This is a genomic window from Ureibacillus manganicus DSM 26584 (assembly GCF_000772945.1).
Taxonomy (GTDB): Bacteria; Bacillota; Bacilli; order Bacillales_A; family Planococcaceae; genus Ureibacillus; species Ureibacillus manganicus.
The window spans coordinates 143,637-157,916 of the sequence record NZ_JPVN01000006.1 but is presented as its reverse complement, the minus strand read 5'-3'; the positions used below and the strand labels follow the sequence as shown (position 1 = coordinate 157,916).

Genomic DNA, 14,280 nt, shown 5'->3' with positions numbered 1-14,280 from the left:
GACTTTTGCCAATTAGTAATGAAGATTACATGCAATTTAAACCTTTACTATTTTCGATTAGCTATCGAATGTTAGGCTCTATTTCAGAAGCAGAAGACATTGTCCAAGAGACCTTTTTAAAAGCCTATCAAGTAGATATGGAAAATGTAGAGCATAAAAAGGCATACTTATGCAAGATTGTCACAAATCGAAGTCTGGATGTGCTAAAGTCTGCGCGTTTGAAAAGAGAAAAGTACATTGGGCCCTGGAATCCAGAGCCTCTAGTATTTGAATCCAATGAAGATGATCCATCTGAATTACTTCTCCAAAAAGAAGGGTTAAGTATCGCTTATTTACGCATGATGGAACATCTAACACCTGATGAGCGTGCTGTTCTTTTATTACGTGAAGTATTTGAGTTTTCTTATAAAGAGATAGCTAATATCGTAGAAAAAAGCGAGGATAACTGTCGGAAGATTTTTAGCCGTGCCAAATCTAAAATCTCCCGAATTGAGGATGAAAGTCTCCATTATGAACGGAATAAATCGATTGTTAACCGGTTTATCGAGGCTTTTATGTTGCAGAAAACGGAAGTTCTACTTGAGCTGTTATCTGAAGATGTCACACTCTACTCTGACGGTGGAGGAATCGTTCGTGCAGCGATCCGACCCATTTTTACACTTCAAAATGTTACTGCCTTTATAATCGGTCTCCTAAAGAAAGCGCCGAAAGACTTTACAGTTGAAGTAAGCAATGTGAACGGGCAACCAGCGATTGTCATCTACTTAAACGGCCAACTTAGTAATGTAGTTAGTTTCTTGATCAGGAATGAACGTATTGAGGACATTTACATGACATTAAATCCAAATAAGCTTCCTATTAAAACATTGTAAGTCAGGTGAAGGGCATTTTATAGATCACCAAAGTGAAATGTCCTTCATACCGGCTTTGAACGACAGTTTCTCCACATCGCCTTTCCAAATGTCCCTCAACCTCATATACAAATCAACACCATCACCAGCTACCACAACCCCTCCCCACCTTATCCAATATCTGAAATATTCCAATATCGCTCATATTTCGTTATAATAGAACCTATGCGCTTTGAAATTATGCATGTTACATGCTTTATATATTAGTTATTTAGAAAAGGAGAGTCACAATTGCACTATATTAAAGGAGAAGTTTTAGAAGCAGAAATTCATCGTCTAGATGCAAAGGGTTCGGGACAAGCGGTTGTGCACCGGGAGAAAGATGAGGCAAAACCAAACCAGAAAAGGCTGAAATTGACGATTCCACAAACCTTGCCTGGTGAAAAAGTACAAGCTACTTTAAAATATGGTCAAAAAGGTAGAGTTGTAGCAGCTTTAAATGAAATCATACAACCACACCCAGAACGTATCGGAGCTGAGTGTCCTCATTTCGACCTTTGCGGAGGGTGTGTTTGGCAGCACTGGGAATACTCAGGACAGTTGAAACAAAAAACAGATTACGTTAAAGAAGTTGTTGAAGCACAGGGATTTGACCCTAACCTTGTAAAAGAAACAATCGGTATGGACAACCCTTGGCATTATCGTAATAAAATGGAGTTTACTTTTTCAAAAGATGGCGAACTTGGTTTACACGAACAAGGTAACTTTAGAAATGTCATTTCACTTGAAACTTGCTTAATCGCTCGTGAAGAAATGGTGGAAGCCGCATTAGAAGTTGGACAATGGGCTAAAGATCACAAGCTTCCTGGCTATAACAAAGATGAGCATGAAGGATTACTTCGTCACTTAATGGTACGTCAATCATTTGTTACAGAAGAAATTATGCTTGCCCTATTTGTAACTGAAGCTCCAGAAGGCGAATTAGAAAACGCCGTAAAAGATTTAGTTGCTCGAATTACAGAGAAATTCCCTAAAGTACAAAGCTTATTGTGGCTTGAAAATAGAGACTGGGCAGACAGAACTCAATCAGAAAATACACATGTATTAGCTGGTCGTGACTTTATCTACGATGAAATGTTAGGTTACCGATATCGTCTATGGTTTGATACATTCTTCCAAACAAATCCAACTCAAGCTCAAAAATTAGTTGAATTAGCATTAGAAATGGGTCAACCAAAAGAAACAGAAAGTATGATTGACCTATTCTGTGGTGTAGGTACGTTCTCCCTACCATTTGCTAGCCGAGTTGGTAAGCTTGCAGGAATTGAAATTGTGGAATCATCAATTGAGTCTGCTAAACGTAACGCAAAAGACAATGGATTAGAAAATACGTATTTCTTAGCAAGAGATGCAAGACATGGATTAGTTGAAGTATTAGAAACTTTCGGTATTCCTGATTTATTAGTAGTTGATCCACCACGTTCTGGTGCAGGCGGAAAAGTAATGCGTAGAATTGGCCGTACAAAACCGTCGCGTATTGTCTATGTATCTTGTAACCCAGATACGTTTGCAACAGATATTAAAGAATTAGAGCCATTTGGTTATGAACTTGTAACTGTTCAACCAGTGGATTTATTCCCACACACTGTACATGTTGAATCTGTTGCTTTATTAGTTAGAAAAGAGCACATTTAATGAAATAGGGTTTCGAGCATTGGAGTATTTTTAATCTCCAAGCTCGAAACCCTTTTTAATGGAAAAAGTAGATATAATAGCAAATTAGCCAAATTGCGGGGACAATATTAATCACAATAGAAATACTTCTTTTATTCATATGGAAATTCCAAGCAAATATAGTGCAAACAATCACTGCGATTGGGTAGAGTGTCGTTATTGCAAAAAAGAGCATGTTTTCGAATGTTGGCACTTGCAGTATAGCTGAAAGTGCCATTCCCCAAAAGATTACCCAGAGTACAAATGCAACATAATAAACCATCTGTGTTGTTATTAAATACAGTTTCATTGTTCTCCCCCAAGGAAGTGTAATATCACAAGCTAGTAGCGAAGAATCATAATATACTATACGTTTCACCTTGGACATGTATGTTAAAAATCAATGCATATAAAAAACGTATTTAAACACTCATTAAAATGAGAGTTCAAATACGCCTAATTATGTCCAAAATCTAAAGTTCAAATAAACAATAAATCCCGTAATTACGATCACTGGGCTAAGATTGATGAAGAATGCGGTGACTGACTTTTTCCTATAAAAAAGCCAACTAATAATTGCGCTGACAATGATAATGATAGGGTATAGGAAAATTACGATTGTATCTAATACTTGTATTTCTAAATTATCACGATTTACATTTCCCGTTGATATTAGCCACATCCCCCACCAAAATGGCACACTAAATACATAAAGCACTTGCGTTACAAGTAAATAGATGATCATAAAGATTCTTATCGTTTCACCTCTTAAAGATTTAATAAATCATTAACCATAAAATCCAATAAGCAATTATCCAAAGCATCGGTATCAAGTTCACGATTGCTGATTGAATGGGCTTATGGATATGATTCTTCCATGCGAAAACCGAACAAGCAGTCACTAGAAAAGGATAAGCAAACACTGGAACAGAAATTAGCCATAAGACAAAATCGAAATATGAAGTAGTACCTAAAACTAAGTAAGCTAATAAAGCTCCATCTACCCAAACATGTAAAGCCCACAAATATAGTAACTGACTCATTAACAAATAAGTTCTCATAAGAATCTTCATAGAGTCCTCCAACCAAGAAGTTAAACTTCCCTATCGTGTATTACTGTAATTTACGAACCTTCTAGATTATTTATGTTATTTGTTCATTATTCTTTTTGAAAAACATATTAAACTGCATTTGTAAAGGGCACCATAAAAATACTCATAAATAAAACCGTTTACTTAAATCTCTTAATTAGAATTGTTGATTTACTATCAAATTTCTATTTTCAATCGAAAAAGGTCTATAATTTTCACCTTATTGCAAACTATTACTCATATTTACTATTTTTTTCGCATATGAAGAATAGAATCCTTTATTACTAAACATACTAGAACTAAATATATTTTCATTGAATGGGAGTGAGAAACTATGGAAAGTTGGAGTCAACTACTAATTACATTAGTGCAACAAAACCCTATTGAAACGGCAATTCTATTATTTACTGTCTGTTTGCTAGTTATTGTATGGCTAAGATTAAATAAACTTGTCAAAATCGATTTAGTAAAGGATAAGCGGGATGCAACAGAAAAAGCGATTACTTATGCGGATCGTTTTACTGATACAATTATTCCACATTTACGAAAGTACAAGGCAAATGTGTTTGATTTAGCATACTATGACAATTCTTTTGTATCAGATGTAAAAGGGATTCATAATTTTAGATATGATTACCCTTTAACAAGAGATCAAGTGGCCACTCGTGAAGATTTTCATGTACATGAAGCTTTGTATAATCTTAAAACAATTGCTACAGGTATCCAACACGGACGTGTCGATAAAGAGGTTTGTTGTAAATTATTTGGACAAGAATTTTGTGAAGCAGTAGAAGTATACTATGATATGATTCTTCATGTTCGTAAAGAAGATAGTAGAGCGTATGATCAAGTGATATCCTTATATCAAGATTGGCGCAAAAAATTCACAAAAATTAAACCAGGCAAAAGTATGGAATATGTTCCTGAAAAACGGATGAATGAAAATCCCCTCTCTATTTAGAGTTTGGGGATTTTTCCCACTATATTATCGTTCTAATAATTTATATTTTTAATATAAAGATTAGTTTTTTTCATAAATAGTAAATTACTATCTATTTAATTCGTTTTACTCAGATATTTAGTATGATGGTATAATAGAAAATGTTTATTTATTTGGAAAAACGTGTTAATATAATAATGGAGTTAATTCTTATATAATTTATGCAAACTTAGTACATTTATACATATTTTTTTAACTGGTCATTTCAATTTTCTGAATCTTATAAAGAGTTAGTCTATTATAATGAATGTGAGGTGTTATTTAATTGTTCCATGATCTATTTCCCCTTATAGAAATTTGTTTCTTATTCATAGCTCTTACTTATACATTAAATTTAAAAACAACATTTAAAACCACTTTGATATGGATATTTTTAATTTTCCTTCCTTCCCTCAGTCTTCTATTGGTTGGGGCTCAATTTCTATTTGTTTGCTATTTAACTATTTCCACTTTAATTTTTTATAGTTACCTTACTAAATCTTTAAGGACATTTATCGATTTATCCTCTTTAGCATTTGTTGGGTTAATTTCAGATTATATTGCTTACAGAACTTCTAGCCTATTCATAATGGAACTACCCGAGCGTTCATACATATATTATTCAATTATTTTAGTTAGTTTTGCTATTTTCACTTTCTATTACAAAAGATTTATTATGAAAGTCCATCCAACTGTGGCTTTTTCATCAAAAGCAAGAGCAATCATTATCTTTACTTCATCCTTAACGATTTTTCTTTTGTACATAAATATTCAACTACCTGTTTTTGACGAGGAACTATTATTATTTAAAATTAACCTTGCCCTTGAACTTATTTATTTCATTTGTATATTTGTTCTATATCAAACTTCTATAAAAAGAACTCGTGTTAAAAAAGAATTTGAACGACTTGAAATAGAAATGAAAAAGAATATAGAATATATGCAATCCTTAGAGAAGATCAACAAGGAAATGCAAAAATTCCAACATGATTACGCTAATATTTTACTCTCAATTCGCGGATACTTGGAGACAGATAATTTACAAGGGTTAAAACATTATTTCCAATCACATATTTTAAAAGCAGAGCAAAGAACCTTTTTCAAAAATGAAGCTTTTAATAACCTAGATAATTTAAAAATTGTAGAAATAAAAGGATTATTAACAACCAAAATTATTCATGCGGACCATCTAGGAATTAAGTTAAATATAGAGATTCCTGAAACAATCGAATCCATCAACATGGATATCATAGACTTAACTCGTATTATCGGTATATTAACTGATAATGCAATTGAAGCTTGCTCAAATTGCAAGTCTCCTCAAATTAATATTGCTTTTATGAATACCAATCACAATACCATCATGATTTGCATAGATAATACGATTGAAGAATTTAAGCTCAATTTAGATGATATTTATAAGGAAAATTACTCTACTAAGGGGAAAAATCGAGGTATTGGTTTAACGAATGTGAAAGATATATTAAGAGGTTATGAAACTGTGAATTTATCGACTCAAGTTGAAGATGGCTGGTTCATGCAAGAGCTTGAGATTCCAGTAAGAGAATTAGTTCACGCAGTTTAAATCCACCAATATTAATTTGAATATAATACGCTTATCCATTAATAATTGGATAAGCGTTTTCATTTATACTATATTCTCATTTATAAATGTCTTCACTGAAACTTATTCATATATTCACTCGGTTTCTTGCTTTAAACGAAAATTAGTCACTAGTTGAATAGACTTTTTACGTTCGCGTGCCTTAGGTAAATCATCGAAATATCCTAATTGAAGCATGGAAATAATTCTTTCTCCAGGGTTTACTCCCAGACTTGAGCGGAATAATGGAGCATCTAGAAATTCAGGTGTTTTCCAACAAGAGCCAATACCATTATCCCAGGCTAATAGTTGTATGTTTTGAATCATACTGCTTGCAGCAGCATAATCTTCTAACCTTATTTTTTGACGCACATCTTCAGGAACAATTACAAATATATACGCGCCAGGCAATGTGAATTTTTGCATTTGCTTTTCTAACGAATCTGGAGATAATTCCTTCCAATTAGGAATTGTTGTATCCCTTAATAATTGCTGAAGGTCTTTAAGTTCATCACCGCATGCGACTACCATTCTCCAAGGCTCTCGGTTTTGATGATTTGGCGCCCACACTGCGTCATCAATGATTTGCATAATTTTTTCACGATCAACAAGTTGACCATTAAACTTCTTAATTGAACGCCTACCTACGATAGCTTCTCTAATCGATAAAGATTGTTGTGTCATTTTTTCGCGCTCTCTCCTTAAAAGACATTGTTTCACTTCTTGGACATATACATATTACATTATAATGGAACTTTTCAAAAACTATCAGCTTATACTTTACTTGTTTTTGAACTATCTATTTAAATACATCGTCGATTTTGTAATAATAATATATCGTGTTTGGTGTATACGCTCTTGAGTTTTTATAATCGAAAAGGCGATCTGCACTATTGACTGTATGCGCATGAATATAGGGAACTCCGTAGAACATGCTTGTCACAATTGTTGTGTGATTAATCCTCCCATCCCCTTCAAAGTCATAACAGATCACATCGCCAATCTCTAATTCAGAATAAGAATCAACTCTTCTTGCTGTAAGCCCAGATTTCGAATTATCAAGATGTAATTTAAATGCCTGTGCTACAGACCAACTATAACTCCATGTTTCCCTTGCGAATTGACCTGGTCTATTCGATTGCCAACCATCTGTAATCCACCAACCTCGTCCACGATTTGGCATACCTGTCATAGGTGCCCCACCTGCTCTCAAACATTGAGAAATAAAGTTTGTGCAGTCATCTCCAAACGCCGGGTACCTTGGATTTCTACTATCCCACCACGTTCTAGCATATTGTACCGCTGCTTCACGATTATAAACTGTTGGAATCTTCGCCCCTCCTCATAACATCGTATGCATCAATGAGAATCAATCTGCAAAAATTGCATTAGTTTTTTACTAAGGAATTTAAAGAACTTATTACACCTGCGTTGCTACGCTATCCTCGTCGCAAGACATCACCCAAAATATAGCCGCATCTTTATTAGTGAACCCTGTTGAATTTATTCTTCATTCTAATTCTTGCTCCTGCGTCACTACGCTATCCTCGTCGCAAACAACCCCCGAAATCGAATTTCGGGGGTTGTTTGTAACAATAATGAAACATAAAACTTCCTATAAAATTTACCTTTATTGCTAAAAATAATGATATATTAACTTAATATAAAACATATTTTAAGGTGCATATAAAAGTAAGTTAGAATTGTTTTGAAAGGGTGTTTTGAATTGGCGCAGCACGCTGAACGAGAAATTATGGAGCTTACCCGTTTATGTGATAACAAAGGGAATTTAAATCCGCTAGCGATCGGCTATGCTCGAAAACCATTAATTGATTGTAATTTATCTGGCCATTTTATGAGGAAAAAGAAATGGAACTATTGGTGCATTTACGGCGAGGAAGTTTTGTTCTCAGTGACAGTTAGTCATTTAGATTATGCTGCGGTTTGTTTTATTTATTTCTTAGAATATGAAACACAGCGCTTTATCGAAAAAACCATTACTATTCCACTTGGCGGTAAGCTAAAAATGCCTACAAAAGTTCTGGAACCCGTTCAATTCTCCAATCCTGAATTATCAATAAGCATCACAAACTTACAATCGACTACTTATTTATCTGTTTCTACCAATAATTTTGAAAATGAAGCACTTCTAGCTGAGTTAATTATCCAACATCCATTAGAAGACGAATCGTTAAATGTAGTCATTCCAAGAAACCGAAAAAATTTCCAATTCACAGCAAAACACCACACGTTACCTACTTCAGGTTTTGTTAAAATCGGTAACCGAACTTATAAATTCAATGAGGAAGAATGTTTTGCCGTTTTAGATTTTGGACGTGGAATTTGGCCACGAGAAGTTGTATGGAATTGGGCGATGGCTTCTCAAAAAGTTCGAAATCATCGTGTTGGCTTAAATTTCGGAGGACAATGGACAGACGGCACAGGCATGACCGAGAATGCAATCATCATTGATGGTAAAATGACTAAAATTCATGAAGATGTTGTGTTTACCTATGATCGTGCTAACTTTAAGAAGCCTTGGTATATAACAACAAAATTTTCAGATCAAGTCATGCTCACTTTCCATCCTTTCTTCGAACGTGTAGCAAAAAATGAAATGAAAGTGGTTCAATCTGAGGTCCATCAACTAGTTGGCTACTATAGCGGCCAAGTGAAATTAGACGACGGAAGCACATTCCTAATCCAACAAATGCTTGGCTGTATTGAAGAACATGTTGCAAAGTGGTAGGAAGTCATTTATCGACTCCAAGCTTGAGAGAATAATACTTGCTATAGTTAAAAAAGGATTGACTCTGTTTTTCAAACGAGGAGTCAATCCCTTTTATTTTTTAGGAATCAGAATAATTATTAACAGTCCTAACTAGGAAAGTCGCTTAATCGTTTTTGCTAAAAGTAGCGTGCGTTCTGGAAGTGTATCAATTTCTAAATACTCTTCTTCACTATGCGCATTTCCTCCAACTGGACCAAGGCCATCAACTGTAGCAACCCCGGTTGCCGATGTAAATGAAGCATCTCCACCGCCACCTGTTGCTGTATTTTTAACCTTTAAACCAATCTCTCCACCAACATCCTCAATAATATGAAGCAATTGTTCTGTCTTTTCATTGAATACCATTGGCGGACGATTAATTGCACCTTCTAGATGAATTTCAGTTCCAGACACTACTGTTGTAGAGCAAATTTCTTTTATCTTATCTTCTAAATAGGATGCTTGCTCCATTTCAGAAATTCGGATATCTACGTGCGCTACTGCATTTGCTGACACAGTATTGACAGATGATCCACCTTCAATGATCCCAACGTTAACGCTGATACCCTTTTCGTGATCATTTAATTTATGCAACTGTATAATCTTATAGGCAAGTTCTTCGATTGCACTTCTACCTTTTTCCGGCTCAATTCCTGAGTGTGCCGCTACCCCTTTAACAACAATCTCATAACGACCGCCACCGCGTCTTGCTGTAACAAGAGAGCCATCTTTTCTAGCAGGCTCCATGATTAGAGCATACTCTTTTCCAATTGAATGTTTTTCAATTAATGGGCGTGAAGTAATCGAACCGATTTCTTCGTCTCCATTTAATATGATTTGAATATTTTCAACACTCTTTGAATCTATTTTTTGCAAAGCTTTAATTGCATAGATTAATTCAACTTGGCTAGCCTTCATATCAACTACACCTGGTCCATATGCACGACTTCCCTCTATATGGAAAGGGCGATTGGCAACAGTACCCTCTGGGAATACAGTATCCATATGGGCAACTAGGATGATTTTCGGATCCTTTGCATTTTTATGCTGGATGACCATATTATTTCCAAACTCTTTTTCTTCTTTAACATCAACTACAAAACCAAGTTCTTCATACTTCTCTTTTAAGATTGAGCCTACTTGGTCAACCCCTTTTTTATAGTAAGAACCACTATCGATATTAACGAGTTGTTCAATTAGTTGAAGCATCTCATTTTTTTTCTCATATACGAAAGTTTCCACTTCCACCATCTCCAAATTCTTTACATACTTATTTTTCTATTAGTACTCCATGTCCTTCCTCAAGCGGGAAATGACAAGCAACAAAATGGTCAGGCTTTTCTTCAACCAGATTCGGTTCTACATTACGGCATTTTTCCTGAGCATACGGGCATCTTGTATGGAAACGACAACCTGAAGGCGGATTTGCTGGACTTGGCATGTCACCTTCAATAATAATTCGGTCTTTTTGGTCCCGAAGTGTTGGGTCAGGAATCGGAACAGCCGATAGTAAACCTTCTGTATAAGGGTGTAATGGTTGGTCAAATAATTTTTCTTTAGTCGTGATCTCAACGATTTTCCCAAGATACATAACTGCTACTCTGTCACTTATATGCTTAACGGCCGGCAATCCATGGGCAATAAAAATATAAGTCAATTGAAATTCCTTTTGTAGCTTAGACATTAAATTTAAAATCTGTGACTGAATTGAAACGTCAAGTGCAGAGACAGGCTCATCACAAATGATTAACTTAGGTTTTAATGCGATAGCTCTAGCAATACCAATCCTTTGTCTTTGCCCTCCACTAAATTCATGTGGATATCTTCTAGCATAAGAACGATCTAGCCCTACAACATCCATTAATTCATAAACTTGGTTTTCTAAATCTTTACCCTTCGCAACATTATGTGTTTTTAAAGGTTCTGCAATAATATCAAATACTCTCATCCTTGGGTTTAGTGAGCTAAATGGATCTTGGAAAATCATTTGAATTTCAGCTCTTTTTTTGCGTAGAGCTTCGCCTTTTAGTTTTCCTAAATCGACGCCTTCAAAGATAATTTCCCCTTCTGTCTTATCCAACAATTGCATGACTAAGTTACCCGTTGTAGATTTCCCACAACCTGACTCTCCAACGATCCCCAGGGTTTCACCTTGTTTTACAAAGAAGTCAATATTGTCTACCGCTCTTAAATATTGTCTTTCCTTTTTAAACATCCCTTCAGTAACATCAAAATACTTTTTCAAACCTTTAACTTCTAATAAGTATTCTTCTTTCTTTGCTTGTTTTTCAACTTGTTCAAGGTTTTGTACCATTAGATTGTCACCTCTCCTTCTTCATGGAGCCAGCAACGAACTTGGTGGTTCGGTCGAATTTCTTTTAACTCTGGTTCCTCATTGAAACACTTGCTAGTTGCAAGCGGACAGCGTGTTTGGAATCTGCAACCTTTAGTAATCGTACCAGGTGCAGGTACTGTCCCTTCAATTGATTGTAGTTCATCCTTCAATTCATGAATTTTAGGAGTGCTATCAAGCAACCCCTTTGTATAGGGGTGCTTTGGCGCCTTAAAGATTGTATAAACATCGGTATACTCAACAACCTGCCCAGCGTACATCACGATAACTGTATCAACCATTTCTGCAACTACACCAAGGTCATGGGTAATTAACATAATGGAAGTGTCGTTTTCATGGATAAGGTTTCTCATTAGTTGTAAAATTTGTGCCTGAATCGTTACATCTAGCGCTGTTGTAGGTTCATCAGCTATCAATAGTTTAGGATTACAAGAAAGTGCCATCGCAATCATTACTCGCTGCCTCATACCTCCACTTAACATGTGTGGGTAAGAAGAATAAACTTTTTCTGGGCGAGGGATCCCAACTTTCCTAAGCATCTCGATACTTTTAATCTTCGCTTCTTCCTTACTTGCTTTTTGATGTAGTTTAATTGATTCAGAGATTTGGTTGCCAACTGTAAATAATGGATTTAAAGAGGTTAACGGTTCTTGGAAAATCATAGCAATCTCATTTCCGCGAAGCTTTCTCATATCACGATTTGAGATTGTCGTAAGATCTTTCCCTTCAAACAAAATCTCTCCACCTACAACTTTACCTGGAGATCCAACTAGTCCCATGATTGATAGCGATGTCACACTTTTACCACTACCTGATTCACCAACGACAGCAATTGTTTCCCCTTTCTTTATCGAAAAAGAAACACCATCTACTGACGGAACTACTCCATTCTCCGTGTGAAAGTAGGTTTTTAAATCCTTTACCTCCAATAAAGCTTCTGTCATATTCAAGACCCCCTCTTCATATCTACTGGATGTTTGTACACATTTTCTCCTTGCTCAACTGCAAGTATATTTTTATATGTTACTTTTATTAATTTGTTGATCTAGGATCAAGTACATCGCGAAGCCAATCACCTAAGAAGATAATCGCAAGCACTGTAATCGTAATCGCAAGACCAGGGAACGTTGCTAACCACCAGCTAGTAGCAATGTAATCTCTTCCGTCACTTAAGATTCCACCCCATGAAATTGTTGGAGGCTGAATTCCTAATCCTAAAAAGCTTAATGAAGCTTCAAGAATGATTGTAGTCGCAACACTTAAAGTAGAAATTACGATGAAAGGTGAAATGACATTTGGAAGAAGATGTTTAAGTATTATTTTATTATCACGAACACCAATAGATTTTGCCGCTTTTACAAACTCGCGTTCTTTTATAGATAGTACTTCCCCACGGACAAGGCGAGCATATTGAACCCAGTTCGTGATTCCAAGCACAACTATTAATGTTGTTACACTTGGCCCGAAAATACTTAAAATAACTAGGGCAAATAGTATCGTTGGAATTGCTAAAAATGAGTCAACTAAGCGCATTAATACATTGTCTACAAATCCTCCATAGTATCCAGCTACTAAGCCAACAAAAACACCAATCACTCCTGCAAGAGCAACAGCTGATAATCCTACAAGTAGAGAAATTTGAGAACCATATATAATTCTACTTAACATATCGCGACCAAGATTATCTGTACCTAGTATATGTTCAGCTGATCCGCCTTCTACCCAAACAGGTGGTTTAAGCATTGCAGCGGGATTAATCATATTCGGATCATACGGTGCAAGAAATTTAGCAAAAATAGCAACCAGAATTACAGCAAGAACAATAATAAACCCGAAAGTCCCTGTTTTACTTTTAAACAAAAGACGCATCCAACGGACAAAGGCATTAGGTGCTTGTTTTTTCTCGACCGTGCTTGTAACTGATTGATTTTGATTTTGAGTCTGTGAATTTACCGACATATGTCCTCCCCCTTCTAGTACTTAATTCTTGGATCTAGTATTTTGTAAAGGATATCTGCTAATAGATTCATAAGGATTACGATGAAAGCTATGACAAATACACTTGCTTGAACAATCGCCATGTCCCTTGTATTTACAGCTTGGATTAGGAGCTGACCTAAACCAGGCCAAGAGAATACTGTTTCAGTAACTAACGTACCACCAACTAAAGTGGAGGTTTGTAGTGCAGTAATTGTTACTACAGGTATAAGTGCATTGCGGAATGCGTGTTTATTTACAACAAAGAAATTTCTTATACCTTTACTTTTTGCTGTTCTAATATAATCCTGATTTAAAATTTCAAGCATGCTTGAGCGAATTAGCCTTGTCATTTCTGCTGCAATACCAGTACCTAACGTAATCGCCGGTAGTACTAGATGGCTAAGGGTTCCTCGGCCTGATACTGGGAACCAACCTAATGTTACTGAGAATAATAAAATCAACATAATACCTAACCAGAAGTTCGGCATTGCTTTCCATAAGACAGATCCACCTGTAGCAAGGAAATCTACTGGGGAATTCTTTTTCGTAGCTGACCAAATACCAAATGGAATGGCAATAATTATTGCGATAATCATTGCAGCAGCTGCCAGTTCTAGTGTGGCCGGAAGCCGTTCAAGGACAATTGGTAAAGCACTTTGGTTATAACGGAATGAATCTCCAAAGTCTAGTTGAACTAGCCCTACCATATATGTAAAGTACTGAATGTGGAATGGTTCGTTTAAACCTAACGATTCCCGTAGCTGTTCAATATCTTCTTGGCTTGCATCTTCTGGAAGCATCAGTGCAACCGGGTCACCGGCAACAAAGACTAGACAAAATACAACAAAAGAAATAATGAAAAGAACCGGAATAACTTGCAGTAGACGTCGAATCAAATATTTACCCATCTTCTCACCTCTTAGTGTAAAGGACTAAGGAT

Annotated in this window: 15 protein-coding genes; 5 read left to right on the top strand and 10 right to left on the bottom strand. The window is 35.8% G+C overall.

Going from position 1 to position 14,280, the window contains the following annotated elements; genetic code table 11:
• The first annotated feature begins 5 nt into the window (after window positions 1-5).
• Together CD29_RS06655 and rlmD are read left to right on the top strand one after the other, a co-directional pair.
• On the top strand, window positions 6-872 hold the full coding sequence (locus CD29_RS06655) for an RNA polymerase sigma-70 factor (protein ID WP_036184440.1): 867 nt from the start codon (window positions 6-8) through the stop codon (window positions 870-872).
• A 270-nt stretch (window positions 873-1,142) separates the two neighbouring features.
• Entirely contained in the window at window positions 1,143-2,546 is a 1,404-nt protein-coding gene (gene rlmD, locus CD29_RS06650; protein WP_036184439.1) for a 23S rRNA (uracil(1939)-C(5))-methyltransferase RlmD, read from the top strand.
• 55 nt (window positions 2,547-2,601) lie between these two features.
• On the opposite strand, the gene CD29_RS06645 is transcribed toward rlmD, so the two are convergent.
• The 3 genes from CD29_RS06645 to CD29_RS06640 form a co-directional block, all read right to left on the bottom strand.
• Entirely contained in the window at window positions 2,602-2,874 is a 273-nt protein-coding gene (locus CD29_RS06645; RefSeq protein WP_036184437.1) for a hypothetical protein, read from the bottom strand.
• Between the two features lie 150 nt (window positions 2,875-3,024).
• Window positions 3,025-3,309: a hypothetical protein gene (locus CD29_RS20190; protein WP_140422897.1), complete on the bottom strand. Its 285-nt coding sequence runs from the start codon at window positions 3,307-3,309 to the stop codon at window positions 3,025-3,027.
• A gap of 31 nt (window positions 3,310-3,340) precedes the next feature.
• Window positions 3,341-3,637: a hypothetical protein gene (locus CD29_RS06640; RefSeq protein WP_036184436.1), complete on the bottom strand. Its 297-nt coding sequence runs from the start codon at window positions 3,635-3,637 to the stop codon at window positions 3,341-3,343.
• Window positions 3,638-3,989: 352 nt separating this feature from the next.
• Here CD29_RS06640 and CD29_RS06635 point away from each other — a divergent pair, with 352 nt between their 5' ends.
• Together CD29_RS06635 and CD29_RS06630 are read left to right on the top strand one after the other, a co-directional pair.
• On the top strand, window positions 3,990-4,616 hold the full coding sequence (locus CD29_RS06635) for a DUF4760 domain-containing protein (protein ID WP_036184435.1): 627 nt from the start codon (window positions 3,990-3,992) through the stop codon (window positions 4,614-4,616).
• 607 nt (window positions 4,617-5,223) lie between these two features.
• A complete protein-coding gene (locus CD29_RS06630; RefSeq protein ID WP_169716162.1) occupies window positions 5,224-6,219 on the top strand; it encodes a sensor histidine kinase in 996 nt (331 codons plus the stop codon).
• 114 nt (window positions 6,220-6,333) lie between these two features.
• On the opposite strand, the gene CD29_RS06625 is transcribed toward CD29_RS06630, so the two are convergent.
• Together CD29_RS06625 and CD29_RS06620 are read right to left on the bottom strand one after the other, a co-directional pair.
• Window positions 6,334-6,921: a nitroreductase family protein gene (locus CD29_RS06625; protein ID WP_036184431.1), complete on the bottom strand. Its 588-nt coding sequence runs from the start codon at window positions 6,919-6,921 to the stop codon at window positions 6,334-6,336.
• Between the two features lie 115 nt (window positions 6,922-7,036).
• On the bottom strand, window positions 7,037-7,567 hold the full coding sequence (locus CD29_RS06620) for an amidase domain-containing protein (RefSeq protein WP_036184429.1): 531 nt from the start codon (window positions 7,565-7,567) through the stop codon (window positions 7,037-7,039).
• A gap of 396 nt (window positions 7,568-7,963) precedes the next feature.
• On the opposite strand from CD29_RS06620, the gene CD29_RS06615 reads away from it, so the two are divergent.
• Window positions 7,964-8,986 (top strand): DUF2804 domain-containing protein, encoded by a 1,023-nt coding sequence (locus CD29_RS06615; RefSeq protein ID WP_036184428.1) that lies wholly within the window; start codon window positions 7,964-7,966, stop codon window positions 8,984-8,986.
• Between the two features lie 132 nt (window positions 8,987-9,118).
• Here CD29_RS06615 and CD29_RS06610 read toward each other — a convergent pair whose 3' ends face one another.
• The 5 genes from CD29_RS06610 to CD29_RS06590 form a co-directional block, all read right to left on the bottom strand.
• Window positions 9,119-10,249, bottom strand: a complete 1,131-nt coding sequence (locus CD29_RS06610) for a M20 family metallopeptidase (RefSeq protein WP_081976167.1) — start codon at window positions 10,247-10,249, stop codon at window positions 9,119-9,121.
• 28 nt (window positions 10,250-10,277) lie between these two features.
• Window positions 10,278-11,321, bottom strand: a complete 1,044-nt coding sequence (locus CD29_RS06605; protein WP_036184426.1) for an ABC transporter ATP-binding protein — start codon at window positions 11,319-11,321, stop codon at window positions 10,278-10,280.
• The gene (locus CD29_RS06600; RefSeq protein WP_036184425.1) at window positions 11,321-12,304 is read right to left on the bottom strand and encodes an ABC transporter ATP-binding protein; all 984 of its coding nucleotides are present in this window, start codon (window positions 12,302-12,304) and stop codon (window positions 11,321-11,323) included. Before CD29_RS06600 ends, CD29_RS06605 begins: the two co-directional genes overlap by 1 nt.
• An 88-nt stretch (window positions 12,305-12,392) precedes the next feature.
• A complete protein-coding gene (locus CD29_RS06595; protein WP_036184424.1) occupies window positions 12,393-13,319 on the bottom strand; it encodes an ABC transporter permease in 927 nt (308 codons plus the stop codon).
• Between the two features lie 14 nt (window positions 13,320-13,333).
• Window positions 13,334-14,248: an ABC transporter permease gene (locus CD29_RS06590; protein ID WP_036184422.1), complete on the bottom strand. Its 915-nt coding sequence runs from the start codon at window positions 14,246-14,248 to the stop codon at window positions 13,334-13,336.
• Window positions 14,249-14,280: the final 32 nt, after the last annotated feature.